Origin of the sequence: Aminobacter sp. UC22_36 (assembly GCF_044056035.1) — a bacterium.
Lineage (GTDB): Bacteria > Pseudomonadota > Alphaproteobacteria > Rhizobiales > Rhizobiaceae > Aminobacter.
In genome coordinates, this window is record NZ_CP171996.1 from 4,189,540 (window position 1) to 4,210,882 (window position 21,343).

Genomic DNA, 21,343 nt, shown 5'->3' on the forward strand with positions numbered 1-21,343 from the left:
GCGTTAAGATAGCGGCCGCGCCGTATCGCGGGCCGCAGCGGCTGTCATTAGGCGTCGTGCCAGACGCCGCCGCTACAATTCGGACACGGCGTAATGACCTGGTCGGCAGAGCTCTCGGTCATGGTCGCGCATCGAGCGCACGCCAGCCGGCCTTGTCGAGGCGACGTGTTGCCAGCATGTACCTTCCGGGGTTCGCTTACGTCCCAGGGAGGTTGGATGGAAAGCCCTGGCCGATTGGTGTCAGTTTCGAACTTGAACACTGAAATCGCGCCACTCGTTTCCAAGTATGCGCCGCGCACTTGTCCCAGATGCGCGACATCCTTCAATCGGAGCTGTTCAAAAAGCTCGTCATGTCCAAGATTCAGGGCTTGAAGCACGCGGTAAGCGATAACTCCATCTCGCACAACCTCGACGCTTTTTCCCTCGATCACGTCTTCCAGTACCGGGTTTCGTGCCACAAGATAGGCCAGCCCTTTGTCGAGCAGCACGACCAAGGTTATGACAACGAGGCCATGGACCAGCGGCACATCGGGATAAAACATTGCATCGCCGACGGCGGAGCCCAGCGCAATCACCAACAGGAACTCGACGAGCGACAGCTGTGCGATCGATCGACTTCCAATCCATCGGATCAGGATCAGCGTGTAGAGGTAAATTACGACTGTTCGGAAAGCTATTTCCAAGAGGAACAGAGGCGGCTCATCGCCCAAAAGCATCCGCCCCACATCGAATGCAATGACGGGTTCGTTCATGCAATCCCCCTTAGGGACCCCTTGCGGATCGCAAAGACTGGAGCATCCAGGGGTAACATTGAAAAAATCGATACTGCAGATGCCGCGTCAGCAGCTTGGTTGAACGCAACGTCACTAACTCTCACGTTGACTAGCTAGCGAGGTATTCTAATCCGAGCACCTCCAACGGTCATTCCAACGAGCCAAGGCGATGGCAAATGAGCCTTCATTTCCTCGCCTCTTTTCCGCTCAGCTTGCCTGCCCGCCGTGGTCCTTGCGATATACAGCCATTACCTAACTCGAGCAGCACGTCCTCCCGCCGCGATCTCGTGCCCGGATCCTCGGCGCTCCAGCAAGGTCAGCGACTGGAGCACCGACCTTGCCTAAACTAATCGTCCGCCCGGGGGATGTGATCGGAGGCTACGGTGCCTTTTCCACCTGCCCCCTGATTTCCCCATCGGGGAACTTCTGGGTATGGATGTTCAGGTACCATTTGCCCGCCTGCAGATCTGCCAGTTGCTGATCCGTTATGTCCGCCGTCCCACTGGCAACGGCCGCTGAAATGTCCACTACGGGATCCGCTTTTTCACCCGCTGCCGCAGGGCCGTGGAAATGCGCAGCTGTTGCGTCCCCGGTCAAACCGCTCGAGGTAACCGTCCATGACAGTTTCTTGGTAGTTGTATCCACCGTGACGTCTGCCGAGCCAGTGCCACTGCTGTCGGTCGGCGGAACCTCGCTCGCAGCCTTCAGATCAGCCTTGAATTTCATTGTCTCCGCATACAGAGGGCTGCTCAAGAATGCTGTTCCCAGTATCAATGCGACCGTAAGTTTCTTGAAAGGCGACATCATTTCCTCCCTAAGAGCGGCTCACCCTTAGAGCTCGCTTGTTCGGTAGAAACGCGAAGCGCACCGGGCAGTTCCGGAGATATTATGCTTTGGCCCTCGTTGGTGAGCAGAACTTTTGAAGCAGAGCGATTCCGTCACGCTGAGACGGGTTGGCAACGAGAAGGGCCCGCCCACCTTTCGGCAGCGGGGCAATATGCGGGTGCTATTGGTCAGGGTAGTTTGGCGTCTCCGCCCCAATGAAGGCGACGGTCGTCTCGCAAGTGAACGCAGATTGTCTCCCCATCGTCCATGACGGCCTGCAAACCTGATTGGCAGCGCGCGAACCTCACAACGTTTTCCGATGGAACCTTTTATCGTGCCGCGCGCTTTTGGTCTTGCTCCTTCACGCCTCCGTGAAGTGCAGCATGCGCACATAGATGCGCTCCCAAAAGGAAGCCCCGCTCCCGAAAGGAAACTCCCCATGCCCAAAGATAAGACACTCGAAGTGCTGTTTCACGACACTTTGAAAGACATCTACTATGCGGAAAAGAAGATCCTGAAGACGCTACCGAAGATGGCACGGGCCGCGCAGTCCCCCAAGCTCAAGGCGGCGTTCGAGAAGCATCGCGACGAAACCGAAGGACACGTCGAACGCCTGCAGCAGGTGTTTGAACTGATGGGCAAACGCGCGCAGGGCAAGACCTGTGATGCCATCGAAGGCATAGTCTCCGAAGGCGAAGAAATCATCGACAATTTCAAGGGCATGCCGGCGATCGACGCTGGTTTGATCTCGTCGGCCCAGGCCGTCGAGCACTACGAGATTACCCGGTATGGAACCCTGAAGCGCTGGGCTGAAGTGCTTGGGATGGGTGACGCGGCCAAGCTGCTCGGCCAGACGCTTGCCGAAGAATCGAAGACGGATGAAGCCCTGACCGGGCTGGCCGATTCCTTCGCCAACGACATGGCCAAAGCGGCCTGAACCTTCGCAGCCATCGGGGCAACGCCCCGATGGCTGCTTCAATTTCAAGTTTCATCTGACAGGAGGCCCCCATGGGTCGCGGTATCTTGCTCTGGCTGCTCGGCATTCCAATCCCGATCATCATCCTCATTCTTCTTTTCGTTCGGTAGGAGACTTCCATGCAAACCAACGTATCCCCCGTGGACGTTTCCACTCCGGTAGAATCCTCCGTTCCCGCCGTCAGCTGGGGCCCGGTCATTGCCGGTGCTTTCACTGCTGCGGCAATCACGCTCATCCTGATGCTGCTGGGCTCTGGGCTCGGCCTGACGATGATCTCGCCTTGGTCCAGCCAGGGCGTTTCCGTCACCACCTTCGCCGTCTCCACAGCCATTTGGCTGGTCGTGGTGCAATGGCTGTCGGCAGGGTTGGGCGGCTACCTGACCGGCCGGCTGCGCACCAAATGGGTCGGGATACATACCGACGAGGTGTATTTCCGCGACACCGCTCATGGCTTCCTCGCCTGGGCCCTGGCGACGCTTCTGGTCGCCGGCGTGCTCGGTTCGGCACTGTCCGCAGCCGTGGGTGGCGGAGTTCAGGCCGCATCGAACGTTGCATCGGGCGCGGCCATGGGCGCGGCCGCAAATGTAGGATCCCAGACAGCTGACAGTGCTACTTCCTACTTCGTCGACACGCTGTTCCGTCCGTCGGATCCAGCCAGGCTTGCCTCCGCCAATGCCGCTGATTCCGAACAAGCCACGATGCAGGCGTCTCGGATCCTGGTTGCGAGCGCGGCTTCCGGTGAGGTCTCGGCCGCGGATCGTACCTACCTGTCGCAGTTGGTTGCTGCCCGCACAGGCTTGTCGGAAACCGACGCTCAGGCGCGGGTCGATGCCATGATTGCCAGCGTCAACGACGCCAAGGTCAAGGCACAGGAAGCTGCAGACACAGCGCGCAAGGCCAGCGCCACATTCGCGCTCGTTGCAGCACTGTCGCTCGCCATTGGCGCGTTCATCGCCAGTGCCGCAGCCACATTGGGTGGCAAGCAGCGCGACGACGAAGAGACGGTCTACCTGTCGCCCCGATGAACTCGGACTGATCGGCCAAGACTTCGTTCTGCAGCAAGGCCTGTTGGGGTGGCATCCTCAGCGGGCCTTTTTCGTGCCTGCGAGGCTGGCAACTGAGCCGCGCGATTTATTGTGCAGTGCAGCAACGATAGGTGCTCATCGACGTTGTGGAAGGCGCGCTCTCCGGTTCGGACTGCGAAAACAGGACACCCCTCATGAGAAACCTATCTGACACGATCTCGCGCCTGGCCGCACGCCGCGTGCAAATGGTCGAGCCTCAGCGGCATAACGACCACCTGCTTTCGGATCTGGTCAACTTCGGCTCAAACCCTGGTGCCCTGCGAGCCAGAAGCTATGTTCCGGAGAACCTGCCCGGGTCAGCGCCGCTGGTCGTCGTGCTTCATGGCTGCACCCAGACCGCGGCTGGCTACGACAATGGCGCTGGCTGGTCCGCACTTGCCGACAGCCAAGGCTTCGCACTGCTGTTTCCAGAGCAGCAGCGCGCCAACAACCCCAATCTCTGCTTCAACTGGTTCGAGCCGGGCGACATGATCCGCAATGGCGGCGAGCCTCTCTCGATCCGGCAGATGATCGAGGCGATGGTCTTGGCCCACGGGCTGGATCGCAGTCGGATCTTCATCACGGGGCTTTCGGCTGGCGGCGCGATGACCTCGGTAATGCTGGCGACCTACCCGGAGGTCTTTGCGGGCGGCGCCATCATAGCCGGACTGCCCTATGGTACAGCCAATTCGATCCCCACGGCTTTCGACCGCATGCGGGGCCACGGCGGCCCCTCGGTGGCTCGGCTTCAGCAACTGCTGCGCGCAGCGTCGCCCCACACAGGCCCATGGCCCACGATATCCGTCTGGCACGGGTCATCCGACCAGATCGTCGCTGGATCGAACGCCGACGACATCATTGGGCAATGGCGGACCATTCACGGAATTCGCGGTGGGTCGACGCCATCCACGACCATAGTGGACGGCCACAGCCGTAGCGTTTGGAAAGACAGTTCAGGACGGGACGTCATGGAACAGTATCACATCAGGGGGATGGGGCACGGCACGCCGCTGGCTACAAACGGCATCGGGGCAACAGGTCCGTTCATGATCGACGCCGGCATCTCGTCAACGCAGCGCATCGCCCAATTTTGGCTAATCGCAGATCCGGAACGCGAGGTCTTGATACCCAATCAACGAGAAAGAGCTCCAGCTCCCGCCAAACCCGCTCCAGCAGACGGAATAAGGAAAACGATCGAAGATGCGCTTAGATCAGCAGGGATTCTGCGCTAACTTCCGGTCCCAACGGGCACCGAGCGCGCACCGGCAAAGAGAGAGCGGGCTATCGGGCCCGCTCTCTCGCTTTCCATAAGGCTTGGCTCAGCGAGCTTTGAGAGAAGGTTCTCGGCTCCACATCCGCAGTTTTCCCAGAGCCTTGACGAAGGCTGGCATATCCTGGGGCGTCGAGAGGCGAATGATGCCCTCGTCCAGCGCCTCGCTACCGCAGACCTTCTCCAGTAGCGCGTTGGCCGCCGTGACATGCCCGATGAACTTGCTGTGCACGAAGGCGTCGGAAACAAAATCGCGGACAGCCGGATCGTTGGCAATGGCCGCCGTTGCTTTCTCCGCAGGCAGTAGCGCGACTGCGTCATAGAGCACGGAAGGCGCGCCACCGATCATCTGATCAGCCGCGACGACACTGCCATCGCTCAACTTGGCACCACCGACTTTTGGCGCGATGATCTCGCAGCTGGCACCCGCTTTGGCAAGCGCGTCCTTTAGGGCGGAAAGCAGTTCTGCATCGGTGCCATCGGTGACAAGAATGCCGAGTTTTCGTCCTTCGAAACGCTCCGGTCCTTTGGCAAGAATGCTGAGTGAAGCTGCCGGCTCGAGATCCTGGCGCGTTGCCACCGCGGCATCAGCTGCCTTGGGCATCGCCTTGAGGCCCAGATCGGCGGCTACAGCGTTTGCCAGACCCCGATCGATGTTGAGCAGATGGGACACCATTCGCTCACGGATGACTGAGGTCTTGACCTTCGAAAGTTCAAAGGTCAGCGCCGCCGCGATATGGGCCTGCTCCGGCGGGGTCTGGCTCAGGTAAAATTGTCGTGCCTGGCTGTAGTGATCGGCAAAGCTTTCGGCGCGTATCCGCTGTTTGGGACCGTCCTCGAGGTCGGCAAACGAGCGGAACCCGGCTTGAGGAGATTCACGCGGCCCCTCGCCCCAGGAATTTGGCTGGTAGTTGGCGCGGCCGACCGGGTTGCGCATGGCCATGTGACCGTCCTGCTGGAAGTGATGGAACGGGCATTTGGGCGCGTTGATCGGGATATGGGTGAAATTGGTGCTGCCCAGCCTTTTGATCTGGGTGTCGAGATAGGAAAAGTTGCGGCCCTGCAGCAGCGGGTCGTTGGAGAAGTCGATGCCGGGCGGCACGTTCTGCGTCATGAACGCGACCTGCTCGGTCTCGGCAAAGAAATTGTCGGGCATGCGATCGAGCACCAGGCGGCCAACCGGGATCGGCGGCAACAGCTCTTCGGGAATGAGCTTGGTGGCGTCGAGCACGTCGAAGTCGAAACTGTCGGCGAAATCCTGGTCAAACAGCTGGACCTGCAGTTCCCACTCAGGGAAATTGCCTGCCTTGATCGCGTCCCAGAGGTCGCGGCGATGGAAATCGGGATCGGCGCCGTTGATCTTGACCGCCTCGTTCCAGACCACGGACTGGAGGCCAAGCTTCGGCTTCCAGTGGAACTTGACGAAGGTCGATTCATCCTTGGCGTTGACCATCCGGAACGTATGGACGCCGAAGCCTTCCATGAACCTGAACGAACGCGGGATCGCCCGATCGGACATGACCCACATGATCATGTGCATGCTCTCGGGCGTCAGCGAAATGAAGTCCCAGAAATTGTCGTGGGCCGATTGCGCCTGCGGAAAGCCACTATCCGGCTCGGGCTTCACCGCATGGATGATGTCCGGAAACTTGATCGCATCCTGGATGAAGAACACCGGAATGTTATTGCCCACGATGTCCCAGTTGCCCTCCTGGGTATAGAGCTTGACCGCGAAGCCGCGGACGTCGCGCGCCAGATCGACCGAGCCCTTGCTGCCGGCAACGGTGGAGAACCGGACAAAGGCTGGGGTCTTTTCCCCGGCACGCTGGAAGATGTCGGCGCGGGTGTATTTTGCCAATGACTTGTAGGTCTCGAAATAGCCATGTGCGCCATAGCCGCGGGCGTGGACCACGCGCTCGGGAATGCGCTCATGGTCGAAATGGAAGATCTTCTCGCGCAGGTGGAAGTCTTCGAGTGCCGTCGGTCCGCGTGAACCGATCTTCAGCGAGTTCTGGTCATCGGCGACCGGGCCACCCTGGGCGGTGGTGAGCACCGGGGTCGCGCCTTCGGCCAGCTGGTGCAACTCGCCGCCTTCGCCGCGCTGAAGTTTCTGATCATGGATCGTGGCAGGCTTGCCCGACGAGCGGTTCGTTGACTGGGCCATGGCTGGTTCCTTGGAGAGGGGGTGCGGTTCCGCACATCCTCATCAATGCCGCCGCGTCGGTGCGGTTCCATTTTGATTAATTAGTGCCCTCGCCCCCCATCCACAGCGTCAAGCTCATGGACTAAATCCGGCCGGTTGTGGAACCTTTCTTCCTCTCGGCGGTTCTCCTGTTGGCAATTTCACGGAGAAAATAATGAAAAATCTGATACTTAGCGCAGCGCTTCTCGCTGCCACGGGTTTCCATGCCCAGGCGCAAACCCAACCGTCAGCCGATCCTCAGACGCCGGCTGTTGCCACGCCTGACACTGTCAATCCGACGGCTCCGGTAGCCGGCGCCAACAGCTTCACCGAAGCGCAAGCCAAGGCCAAGATCGAAGAAGCGGGCTTTCAGAACGTGACGGCACTGATCAAAGCCGACACCGGAATCTGGCAGGGCAAGGCCACCAAGGACGGCAAGGCAATAGCCGTCTCGCTCGACTACCAGGGCAACGTCGTCGCCCAGTAATCGCGCCCAACAATCTCATCCCATCATTTCACGACGTAGAAGGAAGATCACAATGGTAAGTGTGACAGGACTGTTCGACAACTATTCCGACGCGCAAGCGGCGGTTGAAGAACTGCAGCAAGCCGGAATTTCGCATGACGACGTCAGTGTCGTGGCGAGCAACGCCGATGGCTCTTATGATGCGGACTCGTCGGAGACGGCCGAGGCAGCCGGCACCGGAGCGGGCATCGGCGCCCTGGTTGGCGGCACAGGCGGCTTGCTCACCGGCCTCGGCGTCATGGCAATTCCTGGGGTTGGCCCGGTGGTGGCAGCCGGGTGGCTGGCAGCGACCGCCGCAGGCGCTGCGGCCGGTGCATTGGCAGGTGGTGCTACTGGCGGCCTCATCGGGGCACTGACTGATTCCGGCATCCCCTCCGACGACGCCCATGTTTACGCCGAAGGTGTCCGACGGGGCGGCACGCTCGTGACGGCACGGGTCACTGAAGGCGCTGAAGAAGACACCGCAAGGTCCATTCTGCACAACGCCAATCGGGTCGATATCGGCCAGCGTCGGGCTGCATATGCTGACGATGGGTGGACTGCCTTCGATGAGACAGCCGACCCCTTCTCACCACAAGAGATTGACGAAGAACGCCGGCGTTACGCCTCACGCATCCCGCCGGTCGTTTAAGCCTGAAACGCTGCAGTCCGCTCTTCGACCGGCGCCAAAACCATAGAGATGCTGACGGCCCGATCCGGTATTCCGGTCGGGCCGCTTCGCTATGGTAGCACCCGCTTGCCTCGTGAGGGATCGAATAGTCCGAACGCGCGTTTTAACATTTTCTAATGCAGGAGGCCGACGTGCCAGACGACCCAAAGAAAACCAAGCAAGACCGCAAGCTCGTTTCAAGGCAGGAATATGAGATCGAGGAATTTGCGCGCAAGTATGACCTGATGCGCGGAGAAGCTGCAGCGATGATAAGGCGATACGGCCCGTCCCGTCGCAAACTTGACGCGATAATAACTCAGCGTCCTCGCGGGTAACAGATCAGCGCAGGTCTGCCTCAAGAGGCGTGCATGTCATGCATGGACGGCCCAACCCACCCGCGTTTGGCGTCGGCGAGACAGTGAGTTTTGTTTCTCGCTCTGGATTGTCACCGGGCACGCGAGTCACCTTCACCATCATAACAATTCTGCCAGGCGACGACGGCCAAACTCAATATCGGATCCGAAGTATGGACGAACCATTCTACCGGATCTCGCCGGAGTCATTCGACTTCGAAATTGCCCTCGGCGCCTTGCGCCGGATATCCCCATTGCCAACCGACTTTCGTGCGCTGGCACCAGGATTGATCACTGAGTTTTGTCCCGACGAGACGTACCCGGATGAGCTCGTGGATGCGTTGGTTAAGCTGTTGCAACCCAACCTCAAGCTATTCGTCGGTACGCCGCAGAATAGCCAGGTGTTGTTCGACATGCGATTCCCCGACAACAGGATATCTACGTCATCCAGCCAGCGATACGTATCCTTAACAGCCCGAAGTTTCAGCGTCACTCAGGTGATTGCTGGGTGTAGTCATTGAATTCTGCCTATCGTGTGCGCCTGTTGGCGTGGCAAGAAAATAGGCACCACAAACCCGCGCGGAAAACGGCCCCCCCGAAGGCTCAAGGCTCGAATGGTAAGTTCAATGAAAAAGGCCTGCCGGACGGGTACATCCTGGCAGGCCCGCTGCAGAGCATCGGCCGGAGGGGGGATGGCCATGCTCTCAAAGGCTAGAACTTTCATCGCCTTAATAAGTTCCAACCGCGATGCCGGAGGGCGACCTCGGCAGTACACTCTGCTAAGCGCCTGACGGTTCGGGTTGTTGCTGCCGTGCGCTCCAAACCCAAAACGCCTCGCTGTGACTGTCGTTCCTAAGTCGAGAATAGACCTGTCGGAACTCCGGCAGGTCTATTCGACAGCGGATGAGGGATCCGCAGACGTAATTTACTGAGCCGGGGCGGCTGGCGCTGCCGGAGCAGGTGCCGGTTCCGCTGGCGCAGCCGGTGCGGCGGTGGTCGGCGCTGCGGGTGCTGCAGGCGCCGCCGGAGCGGCGGGGGCAGCTGGTGCGGAGGGTGCTTCGATCTTCACATCGACATCTCTACTACCGCCCCAATTTCCTTGGGTGAAGACGAAAAATGCGACCACTGCGCCGATAATGACGATAATAGCAACCGCCCATCCTGCTCCGCCGCTTCCTCCAGAATTAACTACAGTGGGTCCATCGGCCATAACTTGGTTCCTCCGTTTCAAGTAAAAATAACGCCAGCCGTGAAAATGGCGGCGCAAATTCCGAATATTGGCGCAAGTATCCATCGCGCCTGATGCACGCTTTGGTCCATTAGGACCTCCTGAATTTATCTATGTATTTGAACGGCTTCTTGCGCGTTTGGTTCCACGGGCCCGGTGCCTAAGGAAATCACTGGCCTGCCCGAGAATGCCACAGAGCGTGGAAAAGCCCCGTCGGGTTGCCCGGCGGGGCTTCTAAGGGCGTGGAGAAAAGGAGTGAGCCACGCCGTGGCCTCTCAGAAACAAACGGACGAACCGATGTAAGGTTCCTTGTCAGCACGAGGCCTGCCGGTATCGCGGGCGACAACGGCAGGCCCGCTGCTTGGAACGCGGCTGAGGGGCACGCGCTCCGCTACCACAATCGCCCTACTGCGCCATGGTTCCGGACCATCGCGCTCTTACGCACAGCGCACCCGCTTCGGCCTTTGGCTAATTCAACTCTTGCCCATCACTGAATTTTAGCGCTGTCTAATATCGATTGAGGGATATTCCACCAGGAGCACTGCCATGAGGCATCGCGAGGTCCAGGAGCAGCTAAGGGTTGTCGGAATTTTGCTCAGCAAGAAAGGCGGTAGTTTTCGGGTCAACCATTTCGGGGGCGGACCTGACACTGCATACTTCGCTTCCGATTTAGAGGAGGCGCTTCGCATAGGCCTCTCCATGGCTAAACCAAAACATCTGCCCAAGACTTGGTGCTCTCGGCGCTAAGCCATGAAAGTGTGGGCCTCGCCACTTTTTCGGTAACAGGGGGATTGGGTGGTTGGCGATATGCCCCGGTGCGAGCTAGGCGAACGCTCATGAACCCTTTGCCTTCTCCATTGCCGCAATGGCGATTGCAGGCTTTGCGATCTGGCATCGCTCCTTCATCGGCTTGGCCATTGCGGCCGGCGCTAATGCGACAGCTATCTGGCTGATGTGGCCAAACCTCCAACCGACAAAAAGGCCCCGCCAGCCGAAGCCAGCGGGGCAGTACAGTAAGAGAATTGCCGACTTCCTGCAGTGCGCGGAATGTCGGAGAGCTCACCAATACGGCCGTGCTCCGTAGTAGTCATAGATCCGCCGATTGTTGTCGTCTGACCAATCGTATTCCGTATCGGCGGTGTATCGGGGGGCCTCTTCAAGCTCATCTTTAGTGATGTCGATCTGGAATCCCCCAAGGCCTTCATTGTAGCTGAGTTTGCTCCATGGCACAGGATAGTAGTCCTCGCCCATCCCAAGGAAGCCGCCGAAACCCAGCACAGCATGAGCCACTCGGCCGCCAACCTTCTCCAGCACCAACCGCTTCACTTCACCGATGTGAGCCTCATCAGGGCCATACACTTCCGTCCCGATGACCTTGTCGCTCTCGATCAGATTATTCATTTCTCGCTCCTGCGGATTCGAATGACGTACAGGATGCGCCAACGCGTCGTGGAGCGAGTGGTTCCGAGATCGCGCGGTAAACTCTTTCCTGACCTCAACCGACTGATCACGTGGAGGGGCGGACGGTACCGGGCTAGAATTTCAGCACTCTCTCACCGAACATTCCACCCCTGCAAACTGGCTGAGAATGCCGACGATCAGCCATATGACCAACCCGCCGACGGTCATGGTCGCGACGGCGAGTTTCATGGCGCGACAGGGCCAATGGGCCTCAGGGCCCGAGCCCATCTGAGTGATCGGCTCTCGCGGTTGCCGAAAATTCCTAGCACTCGGGTGGAGGGTTGCCGGCGTCTGTTCGATAGATGAAGTCGTGGAGGAGCCCCGCGCCCGGCGGAACGGTTTTGTCTCGGGAACGAACCCCTGTTGTAGGGAGGTAATCGGGCTGTTTAGGGAGGCGAAAATGACGACCGACCTGAAGTCGTCGCGGAGCCAAGTTGACTGTCGAAGACGTGCAGTTGATCTCCGTGGTTCTGGGTGCTCTCGTAACGACCAAATGGCTCCTGTCGGCCATTTGAGCGACATTCCAGGGCCACTATGGACTGACCTGTTCTACGTCGCAGTCGCGTTTGGTACGGCGAGCGGTATTTTCTGGTTGGCCGGCTATTAGGCAGGTAGCCTCGGTGGCAGCGCCGCCAGCTACATGTACCGAAGCACCGCACGACCAGCTGGGCCAGATGCCACGCGACACCGGTGGAGCCCGATCACCAGCGCCGCCCCACAGTTGGGAACCATTCTGCCCATTGCGATATCCTTGATTAGATGCGATTAATTTAGCGACCGCGGGGGCGTTGAGCTGGAGTTGCTTTGATGAGCGACCGACCCGTGAGCGCAGGTGGCCATGTCCTTGTGCGGCTTGAAGTAACCCACCGACTGAACGACGGCTATCTGATTGTGGCGAGACCTGGCGTCAGGCCGATAACCGTTCATGAGGACGACGTTCTATCAGTTGAGGCAGTGCCGGAGAGGCGCGCGAAGGCAAAGCCTTCCAGACTAACTGCGGTTGGGTAATCCACATCTTGACGATGGCAGAAGCTCGGTTCCTGGTCCTAAGGTCCGAGCTTGCCCACAAACCAGAACAGAGGGTGTGTGGCAGCGTGGCAACATTTGATGACCCAAATATCACTTCAAATATCGGTTTAAGTATACTCTTCAAGGATGTCTGTTATGTTTTAGCGGGGGCTAAAGTGGAGCGTTACCGTGAAAAAACTGTTCCTGACTTCCGCTTTCCTGCTCGGTCTTTCCGGCATCGCTTCGGCGGCCGATGCAGTCGTTCTTGAACCGACACCAGAAGCGAGCCTCGCTCCGGTTTTTACCTGGACCGGGGGTTACGTTGGCTTGCAGGCCGGCTACCTGTGGGGCGACGGACACAGTTCATATCCTACCGGAGCATTCGCAGACCCTGACATCGACGGTTGGCTTGTCGGCGGATACGTTGGCTACAACTATCAAATGGCCAACAATATCGTGCTAGGCATCGACGCCGATCTGGCATGGAGCAATGCAGACGGGTTTGGCGACGGAATGCTGGCGGGCGGGGTTCCAGTTGGGCCGGGCAGCGGTGATCTCTACGAACTAAACTGGTCCGGAGCCGCTCGTCTCAGAGTGGGCTACGCCATGGATCGGTTCCTCCCGTATCTTGCAGGCGGGCTAGCCTTTGGCGACGTTGACGTTACCCCGTTCACCGCTGGCGTTGCAGGCACTACGGTTGGAGACACCATGGTCGGATGGACTGTCGGCGCGGGCGTTGAATACGCATTCACCGACAATCTGATCGGTCGGGCGGAATATCGCTACACGGATTTTGGCGATTTCGACATTGCGCCCGGTGCTACGGCGGAATTGACGACACACGACGTTCGTCTCGGCATCGCGTACAAATTTTAACCGGGACGTTCCCTGCCCGGGCCGCAGCCTAGTGGCAGGAACATGCTCGTGCAGAAAGGCCTGCCGGACGGAACGTCACAGGCCTTTCTGCACGGGGCGTGAGCTGGAGGGGTATGGCCATGCCCCAGGAGGCTCCAGGTCTTGGCGGTCATCATGCATCAGGTGGTGCGCTTACGTGTCGCCGTGCGACCGCACGGGCAAGGATGGGAAAGTGCGCCTGAACTGTCCCCGACCAAGAGTGAGAGAAGGGCGGACAATCGATGACGGGTTGAGGTCGGAGGAGAGGCTTCCGGCGCCGTCATGGAGATTGTGCCATGAACACGCAAGTTCTCGGTGTTACTCACAAGGTCGATGGTAGCTTCAAAGTGGATGTGTCCCGCGGCGAGCGCATCGGCCGTGTCTCGTCGGAATGGTTCTCGCGGCCCGACGACGAGCGCTTTTTATCTCTGAACGAATTGGCACGCACGGTTCGCGCGCGGGCCGAAAGCAGCAGCACTCGCAACATCGAAAGTGAGAGCATCCGAGTCGAGGCGAGCCGTGGCGATCCGGAACGGCTGACGCTCATTCTCCCCGGCGCCGAAGCACCCGTCGCCCCAACGCACTGGAGTTTCGGACAACTGGCAAGCCTCGTCGGCGCGCCTGCGGCCTATCTGCGCCAACTCCCCGCATCGCTGGCCGGCATCAATCTGCAATACGGGCTGGCAACGCATCGCGCAGAGCAGCTCAAGACCCTTGAGACGGGCGACGGTCGCATCGAACTGCGGGCCGTCACCGGCCCGGACTACGGCCGCATCTACGACCACGAACTCATCGAGGCCGTCCAGCGTATCGCCGGCAACGGCACCGGCGACACCCGATGGAAGGTTCCCGGCGTGCTCGACTGGTCGACCGGCGTCTACAATCCCCGTGTCGACATCACCAAGGACACCACAACGCTTTACGCCTCGGACCGTGACGTCTTCATCTTCCTTGTAGACGATCTCAATCCGATCGAGGCAGGCAAGCTTCCGGATGGCTCGCCCGACCTCTATTTCCGTGGCTTCTATTGCTGGAACTCCGAAGTCGGCGCAAAAACGCTGGGAATTGCAAGCTTCTATCTCCGCGCCGTGTGCCAGAACCGCAACCTCTGGGGGGTCGAGGATTTCGAGGAGATCACCATCCGACACTCGAAATATGCCGCCTCCCGCTTTGCCCATGAGGCAGCACCCGATCTGCTCAATTTCGCCAACTCCTCGCCGATGCCCTTCATCAATCGCATCAAGGCATCGCGTGAACGGATCGTCGCGCGCATTGACGAGGACCGTACCGAATTCCTGCGCCGGCGCGGCTTCTCCAGGGCCGAGACGGCGAAAATCATCGATACTGTGCTAATCGAGGAAGGCCGCCCGCCCCAGAGCATTTTCGATTTCGTGCAGGGGATCACGGCCGTCGCGCGCGACAAAACCCATCAGGACGCCCGCCTCGATATGGAGGCGAAGGCCAAGAAAATGCTCGATCGAGCCGCCTGATCGTTACTGCAATCCCGGAGGCAAGGTCCCGCTCTCCTCCCCTTGTGTTTACGGGTTCGCCGGATGTGTGGTGCCGCCCTCCAGAGGAAAAGGGCGGCGCTTCGCTTCGTGACGGATTTCAGATCCGAGAGAGACGCTCTCGGGGTCCGTCGTGGAGAACCACCATGGCCAAAGCTGCCAAGAAGAAGTCCTCCGTCGCGATGATGATCGTCTTTTCGCAGTCGCGCGACATTCCGTTCAACCGGATATTCCTGTCGGACAGCAACGTGCGTGAGATCAACGTCGAAGAAGGTCTCGACGAACTCACCCATGATATCGACCGCCGCCAGGACATCCTGCAGGGTCTCAATGTCCGCGCCATTGTGGACGCCGACGGCAACGAGACGGCGATTTCGAGACACCGGCGGGTGGGCGCCGTTACAGGGCAATCGCGCGACTGGTGGAAGCCGGCCGCTTTCCGGCCGACGGTCCCGTCCCATGTCTCGTCAAGAAGGCCAACGCGAAGACATCCGCCGTCGATGACTCGCTGGCGGAAAACACTGTGCGCCTTGCCCTGCACCCTCTCGACCAGTTCAAGGCGTTCAAGCGCATGCTGGACGGTGGCATATCGAAAGAGGAAATCGCGGACGCCTATCGCACCACGCCGCGCTACATTTCCCAGCGCCTTCGTCTCGTTGCGGTTGCCCCATCCCTGCTCGAAGCGTATGCGCGCCAAGAAATGACGCTCGCGATGCTGGAGGCATTCACCGTCAATCCCGATCATGCGCGACAGGAGCAAGTCTGGGAGCGCATCTGCGGCTCCTGGCAGAAGGAGCCTTGGCAGATCCGCCGCCTACTCACCGACACGACGGTCCCAACGACTGACAAGCGTGTTCGCTGCATCGGCATCGATCCATACAAGGCTGCCGGCGGTATCGTCCTGCGAGATCTCTTCTCGGACGACGACAGCGGCTGGTTGGAGGACGTCCCTCTCCTCGACCGCCTCGTCGACGACATGCTGCAAGGCACTGCAACCGAACTGGCCAAACAGGGCTGGAAGTGGATCTCAGCATCCGTTGAGCTGCCTTATGGCCACGCCAACGGCCTACGTAAGTTGGCCGGCGTGACTGAGGCACTCAACGAAGAGGAGAGCTTAACCCGCGAAGCCTTGCGCAACGAACAAGAAAAGCTCGAAGCCGAATACAGCGAAGCCGACGACCTGCCCGACGCCGTCGACCAGCGGCTTGCCGAGATCGAAGCGGCACTCTCGGCCTTCGAGAATAGGCCTGTGAGGTTCGATCCCGCCGAGATCTCGCGCGCTGGGGTCTTCCTCAGCATCAATCGTGAAGGCGAGCTTGTGGTCGACCGTGGCTACATCAGGCCCGACGACGAGGCCCCGATCGTCTCCGACGGAGAAGAACACGGGGATGGCGACGAGGATCACGCCTTGCGAGAGGTCGACCGCGACGGGCCTCAGCGCACCGTCATCTCCATCGGCGGCCAATTGGTCGATAAGGAGGAAGTGGACGACGAGGTCATCAAACCCCTTCCCGAGGGCCTGGTCGGCGAACTTACCGCCCACCGCACGCTCGCGCTGCAGAACGCACTCGCCGGCAATCCCCATGTCGCAATGACGGCGCTGCTGCATCGCATGGTGATGGAGCGCTATCATTTTGCGGCTCCCACCGGATGCCTGGAAATCTCGGTGCGCCAAGCCTGCTTCTCGGCGCAGGGCAAAGATCTCAAGGAAACGCAATCGGCCAAGGCGGTCAGCGAGCGCTACGATGCCTGGAGGGCCGACCTGCCCTCAGACGAAAGCGCACTCTGGGATTGGATCGCCGCATGCAGTGACTCGAGCCGGATGGCTCTGCTCGCTCATTGCGTCAGCTACGGTGTCAACGCGATCCAGGAGCGCCCAAACCCTTATGGCGGTTCCGGCCCAACCCCGCACAGCCTCAGCTGCCGTCTCGCTGGCGCAGACCGCCTGGCGCGCGCTACCGGATTCGACATGGTGAGCGACGCCAACTGGAAGCCGACCGTCGAGAACTATCTCGGCCGGGTCACCAAGGCGCGGATCCTTGCAGCCGTCCGCGAAGGTGCAGGTGAGCGCGCCGCCTCGCTTATTCAGCATCTGAAGAAAGGCGACATGGCGCAGGAAGCTGAACTCCTTCTTAGCGATGCTGGATGGCTGCCCGAACCGCTGCAACTCCTCGCGACAGACGTCGAGGAATTGGCGGCAAACGGTGGCGCAACGGCTATCGGCGAAGATGACGACATGCATGACACTGGGACCGACGAGGTTCCTCCCATCGCGGCCGAATGAAGCCACCCTGCCCCCAATACCTGGCCCGCCGGCGACGGCGGGCCAAATCTTTTGAGGTCCATCATGGCTGAGACACCACGCGATCTCGCTGCTCGCCTGGCAGATCGGGCTGAGGCGGTGTGCCGGCACTATCTGTCAAATGGGCGTCGTCAAGGCCGCTACTGGCTTGTTGGCGATGTCCGAAACAGTCCCGGCCGCTCCATGTTCGTCCGTCTGAAGGGACCGGGATCAGGAAAAGGAGCTGCGGGAAAATGGACGGATGCCGCGACTGGCGAGCATGGTGATTTGCTCGACGTCATCCGCGAAAGTCTTTGTCTCGTCGACTTCAGGGACGTTTCCGAGGAGGCAAGGTCCTTCCTCTCCATGCCATATTCTGACCCGGGCAACTGGCTCGGCGGTCACATGCCAGCACCGCGGGGATCGACAGAGTCCGCATGCCGCCTCCTTGCCATGACGCAGCCTATCGGAGGAACCCTCGTCGAGGAATATTTGCGTAATCGCGGCATTACGGCCCTGGGCGAAACCGGTGCCCTCCGCTACCACCCACAATGCTACTACCGCGCAAACGACTACGCTCCGACCGAAACCTGGCCGGCGATGATCGCTGCCGTCACCGACCTTTCCGGCAAGCTGACGGGTGCACACCGCACGTGGCTCGATCCCAGCGGCTTCAGCGAAGCCGATCTAGGCCGAGCGCCTCTCTCTACGCCCCGGCGCGCCATGGGCAACCTGCTCGGTCACGCAGTCCGTTTCGGCGCAGGCAGCGAAGTCATGGTGGCCGGCGAAGGCATCGAAACGACATTGTCGGTCAAATCCGCGTTGCCTCATGTAGCTTCGATGGCGGCGCTTTCAGCCGCACACCTATCTGCAATCGTCTTTCCACACACGCTACGCCGACTCTATGTCGCTCGTGACAACGATCCGGCAGGCGACAATGCGATAGCAACACTGCTCGAGCGCACCGGTGTGGTCGGGATCGAGACTATCATCCTCACGCCTCGGCTTGGTGACTTCAACGAAGACCTCAGACTGCTCGGTCACGAGGCATTGACTTCACGGTTGAAGTTGCAGGTCGCTCCTCAGGACATCGCACGCTTCATGTCCTCGGCCGTTTGACCAGTACGGGATCGAGGGCGGGACCACGGCATCGTGCGCTGTCGCGTAGCGGACGCCAGCCTCACCACTGCGAGGCCACATCTACGGCCTTCGAAAGGGCGATCGGGCGTCAGTCGTGTCGGACAGGCAATGGCTTCGTCCGACGATTTTCCGGCGCGCCTCGACGAGGCGCTTTCCATCGCGAAACAAAATCGTCGGCCGTCGCCATCCTCCACTGCGTTCCGGCCTTCCACTGCGCTCCAGGTGCAGGTCCATCCCGGCCGACGCCTTCGTCGCCAAGAAGGCCGCGTTGGGCGTGGCCACGAGCGAAGGAAGACCTCCATGACCGAAGAGCACGACACGGCCAACGAGCCGCACCACACCTCCCCGACCGAACACGTCCTCCAGGAACTTCAGCTCTACGGCTACCGTCCCTTCGAGGATGAACCTGACCCACGTCCACTTCCCGAAGGCCACGTCGTCTCTGGCAGCGTTGCCGACATCTTCGACGCCCTTGTGGTGGCACTTTCCGATACCCGCCTCGAACCCGACCTCGAAGAACTACTCTGGGGCACGGTCAATCTCTTTCACCGCGCAGTCGGCCGAATTGAACGCGAGCTCGACGACAACGAAGTCGCCCAGCACCGCCTCCAGCGCGAACAGGACGGGTCCGAGGTGAAATCGGTCGAACTCGAACGCCTGACAGCACAGGGTCAAACCGTTCTAGAGAGGCGCAATGTTTTCGAGCTGATGCGCGACCAGGCAGCCGAACATTTCGAACGCTCCACCCACTCGATCTGGCGGCCGCGCACTGGCTCGATGGTCAATCATCGCAACCTTACCGCAGCGCTGATCGACAGCCGGGACTTCATTGCCGCCAAGCGGCGCAGCGAGAACGAGACACTCCTGCCGCCCGGCCCCAAAATTGCCTTCACTGGCGGGCTCGACTTCAACGACCATCACCTGATCTGGACCAAGCTCGACCAGGTCTATGCCAAGCATCCTGACATGGTGCTGTTGCATGGTGGAAGCCCGAAGGGCGCCGAACTCATTGCCGCCAAATGGGCCACCCATCGCAAGGTTCCGCAGATCGCCTTCAAGCCCGACTGGACCAAGCATGCCAAGGCAGCGCCGTTCAGACGCAACGACGCCATGCTCGAGGCGATGCCGATCGGCGTGATCTGTTTTCCGGGTACCGGAATTCAGGACAATCTCGCAGACAAGGCTCGCAAGCTCGGCATCCCCGTCATGAGATCCAGCGGCACATGAGTGCCGCTTTTGCCTTTCCCGATTACAAGACAAGTCCCATCTTGTTAGCCGCTCGAGTCGCGAGCTTCTTGGCCCCGCTATCATTTGGATGAATCTCATCATGCCAAAGTCGGCCGATGGTGTTTCGGAAATCCACGACCATCGCCCGACCTCCGCTCCCGCTGGCAACGCTTAGCAGCGCATCGTAGAAGCGGTCCACGAGGACCTTGACTATTTCGCGGGGCAAACGAGTGGCGGTGTCAAACCCCAACTCCTCAAACCTTCGCCCGAGATACTGCCCCCCGGGTTTTGGGATGGAATAGTCGTATCCATGCATGACAAGCTTGGTACGCTTCGGTGCACTCCACGTTATCGTCTCGCGAAGAACGGTGCGATAATCGCGGGCTACTCCACGGAGAAAGTAATCGAACTCATCCTTGACATAGGTTTTGGCGTCTTTGGAGCCGCTCCCTTCGCTATGCGGGCGCACAAAATTCTTCATGGCGTCGCCGCCAAAGAAGTCGACCCCGCCACCCGAAAAGACGAAGAAATCGAACGTTCCCGCGCTCAGCGGCTGCTTGTACTGCTTAGCCCCGAACGTCTCTCGAAACGTATCTCCAGGCCAGCCAATATTGTTTACATAGTACTTTTTCGCGATCACATCGACGAAGGTGTCAGGCTGCCCTGGGATATCTGTAAATATATTTACCCATGAATCGCCCTCAGCCAAGATCCTCTTCTTGGTCGAATATGCTCGATCGGGCTTGTCACTGAACGCCCTCTCGAAAATGGCTTGGTCAGAGGCATCTTGATGCTCTTTTTCAACACGCTTCTTGCGGCGGATCGTCAACATGAATGCGTGATCTGGGTGTGGAACTACCTCAACCCCTGATGCAATTATCTTCGCACGCTCTTCATCATAAGCAGCCATCGTTAATCCCCCCCAATTGTGAAATTCACGGCAAGTATATTGTCTCCAAATATTTGAGATGTGAAGCACCCATTCGGAACCAATCGGCACGTTGCTGGGTAGTTGCGCCCGTTCAACGGATGGTGGGCAGAACATTCTGAGCAGACCTCACCATCCTTCATCGTCATAGGTTTGCGCAAAGAGACCGCATAGAGTTCCTGCCATCAGCTGGAGTTCCAGAGGAGCCGCAGCCTCACCGGGCATTCTCGGTTATTTCGAGCGACGACAGCAGGGCAGCCACAGTCCCAGAGACTCGTGTGGTGTTGGCAAGTGGCGCGAACACGTTTGACGAAGCTTTGAAACGGCCGGAACCGCAGAGCTTCAAACGACGCGCAAGCGCAGTGTTGGCGGCGAGAGATCAGGATGGCACGAGGTTGCCAGAGCTCCCCCCTTGATCCATCAAACTGACGCGCACCAAAGCGGTCTCATCGATGGGTGCTTTTTGCCTGGGGCCGGCTTCGCCTGATCGCCTTCGGCGCAATGGCTTGTCGCGACTTTCTTCCCCTGCCGCTGCGCGCCATTCCTCGCGGGCAACAAAGTCACGCCAGCGCCATCCTCCGCGTCCGCTTCGGCCCCATGGGTGCGCCGTCGATCGCCTCCAGCCTGTCGATCACCATCGAGACCGCAATGGTGCGGCTCGAAACAGACTGGATCAAGGAGAACCACCATGGCTACCATCGGCACCTTCAAGAAGTCCGCCAACAACGAGTTCACCGGCGAAATCGTCACCCTCAGCGTTCAGGCCCGCAGCGTCCGCATCGTCCCTGAAACCCGCGCCACCGGCGACAACGCCCCCAGCCACCGGGTCTTCGTCGGCCGTGCCGACATCGGCGCCGCCTGGACCAAGCGCTCCAACGAGGGTCGCGACTACCTGGGCCTCAAGCTCGATGACCCGAGCTTCAATGCTCCCATCTTCGCCAACCTCTTCAACGACGAGGAAGGTGAAGGATACAGCCTCATCTGGTCTCGCCCGGGTCGCCGCAAAGGCGAGTAATGCCCCATCAAGCCCCGCCCGGATCATCCGGGCGG

Annotated in this window: 16 protein-coding genes and 1 pseudogene; 12 read left to right on the forward strand and 5 right to left on the reverse strand. The window is 59.8% G+C overall.

Features of this window, described 5'->3' with window-relative positions:
- Positions 1–47: 47 nt before the first annotated feature.
- On the reverse strand, positions 48–752 hold the full coding sequence (locus ACHMW7_RS23935) for a DUF421 domain-containing protein (RefSeq protein WP_395447926.1): 705 nt from the start codon (positions 750–752) through the stop codon (positions 48–50).
- Between the two features lie 399 nt (positions 753–1,151).
- On the reverse strand, positions 1,152–1,577 hold the full coding sequence (locus tag ACHMW7_RS23940; RefSeq protein WP_395447927.1) for a CHRD domain-containing protein: 426 nt from the start codon (positions 1,575–1,577) through the stop codon (positions 1,152–1,154).
- Positions 1,578–2,037: 460 nt separating this feature from the next.
- On the opposite strand from ACHMW7_RS23940, the gene ACHMW7_RS23945 reads away from it, so the two are divergent.
- The 3 genes from ACHMW7_RS23945 to ACHMW7_RS23955 all read left to right on the forward strand — a co-directional run bounded on the left by ACHMW7_RS23945 (position 2,038) and on the right by ACHMW7_RS23955 (position 4,870).
- Positions 2,038–2,535, forward strand: coding sequence for a ferritin-like domain-containing protein (locus ACHMW7_RS23945; RefSeq protein ID WP_395451423.1), 498 nt, complete (start codon positions 2,038–2,040; stop codon positions 2,533–2,535).
- Positions 2,536–2,693: 158 nt separating this feature from the next.
- The gene (locus tag ACHMW7_RS23950) at positions 2,694–3,599 is read left to right on the forward strand and encodes a hypothetical protein (RefSeq protein ID WP_395447928.1); all 906 of its coding nucleotides are present in this window, start codon (positions 2,694–2,696) and stop codon (positions 3,597–3,599) included.
- Positions 3,600–3,793: 194 nt separating this feature from the next.
- Complete coding sequence (locus tag ACHMW7_RS23955) at positions 3,794–4,870, forward strand: alpha/beta hydrolase family esterase (RefSeq protein ID WP_395451424.1); 1,077 nt, start codon at positions 3,794–3,796, stop codon at positions 4,868–4,870.
- 87 nt (positions 4,871–4,957) lie between these two features.
- Here ACHMW7_RS23955 and ACHMW7_RS23960 read toward each other — a convergent pair whose 3' ends face one another.
- Positions 4,958–7,072 (reverse strand): catalase, encoded by a 2,115-nt coding sequence (locus ACHMW7_RS23960; protein WP_395447929.1) that lies wholly within the window; start codon positions 7,070–7,072, stop codon positions 4,958–4,960.
- 193 nt (positions 7,073–7,265) lie between these two features.
- Here ACHMW7_RS23960 and ACHMW7_RS23965 point away from each other — a divergent pair, with 193 nt between their 5' ends.
- From ACHMW7_RS23965 to ACHMW7_RS23975, 3 genes are all read left to right on the forward strand, one after another.
- The gene (locus ACHMW7_RS23965) at positions 7,266–7,577 is read left to right on the forward strand and encodes a PepSY domain-containing protein (protein WP_395447930.1); all 312 of its coding nucleotides are present in this window, start codon (positions 7,266–7,268) and stop codon (positions 7,575–7,577) included.
- A gap of 52 nt (positions 7,578–7,629) precedes the next feature.
- Positions 7,630–8,247, forward strand: coding sequence for a general stress protein (locus tag ACHMW7_RS23970; protein ID WP_395447931.1), 618 nt, complete (start codon positions 7,630–7,632; stop codon positions 8,245–8,247).
- 544 nt (positions 8,248–8,791) lie between these two features.
- Positions 8,792–9,139 carry a hypothetical protein gene (locus ACHMW7_RS23975; protein ID WP_395447932.1) on the forward strand — a complete coding sequence of 116 codons (348 nt, stop codon included), beginning with the start codon at positions 8,792–8,794 and terminating at the stop codon, positions 9,137–9,139.
- 1,766 nt (positions 9,140–10,905) lie between these two features.
- On the opposite strand, the gene ACHMW7_RS23980 is transcribed toward ACHMW7_RS23975, so the two are convergent.
- Positions 10,906–11,247 (reverse strand): PRC-barrel domain-containing protein, encoded by a 342-nt coding sequence (locus tag ACHMW7_RS23980; RefSeq protein WP_395447933.1) that lies wholly within the window; start codon positions 11,245–11,247, stop codon positions 10,906–10,908.
- Between the two features lie 1,257 nt (positions 11,248–12,504).
- Between ACHMW7_RS23980 and ACHMW7_RS23985 the strand changes: the two genes are divergently transcribed.
- The 5 genes and pseudogenes from ACHMW7_RS23985 (at position 12,505) to ACHMW7_RS24005 (ending at position 19,365) form a co-directional block, all read left to right on the forward strand.
- Entirely contained in the window at positions 12,505–13,191 is a 687-nt protein-coding gene (locus ACHMW7_RS23985) for an outer membrane protein (protein WP_395447934.1), read from the forward strand.
- Between the two features lie 314 nt (positions 13,192–13,505).
- Positions 13,506–14,699: a DUF932 domain-containing protein gene (locus ACHMW7_RS23990; RefSeq protein WP_395447935.1), complete on the forward strand. Its 1,194-nt coding sequence runs from the start codon at positions 13,506–13,508 to the stop codon at positions 14,697–14,699.
- Between the two features lie 164 nt (positions 14,700–14,863).
- Positions 14,864–17,001, forward strand: a pseudogene (locus ACHMW7_RS23995) (ParB/RepB/Spo0J family partition protein).
- A 63-nt stretch (positions 17,002–17,064) separates the two neighbouring features.
- Entirely contained in the window at positions 17,065–18,117 is a 1,053-nt protein-coding gene (locus tag ACHMW7_RS24000) for a toprim domain-containing protein (protein WP_395447936.1), read from the forward strand.
- A 321-nt stretch (positions 18,118–18,438) separates the two neighbouring features.
- On the forward strand, positions 18,439–19,365 hold the full coding sequence (locus ACHMW7_RS24005; RefSeq protein ID WP_395447937.1) for a DUF2493 domain-containing protein: 927 nt from the start codon (positions 18,439–18,441) through the stop codon (positions 19,363–19,365).
- A 22-nt stretch (positions 19,366–19,387) separates the two neighbouring features.
- Here ACHMW7_RS24005 and ACHMW7_RS24010 read toward each other — a convergent pair whose 3' ends face one another.
- Positions 19,388–20,275 (reverse strand): hypothetical protein, encoded by an 888-nt coding sequence (locus ACHMW7_RS24010; RefSeq protein ID WP_395447938.1) that lies wholly within the window; start codon positions 20,273–20,275, stop codon positions 19,388–19,390.
- Between the two features lie 706 nt (positions 20,276–20,981).
- On the opposite strand from ACHMW7_RS24010, the gene ACHMW7_RS24015 reads away from it, so the two are divergent.
- Entirely contained in the window at positions 20,982–21,308 is a 327-nt protein-coding gene (locus ACHMW7_RS24015) for a DUF736 domain-containing protein (protein WP_395447939.1), read from the forward strand.
- Positions 21,309–21,343 lie beyond the last annotated feature (35 nt).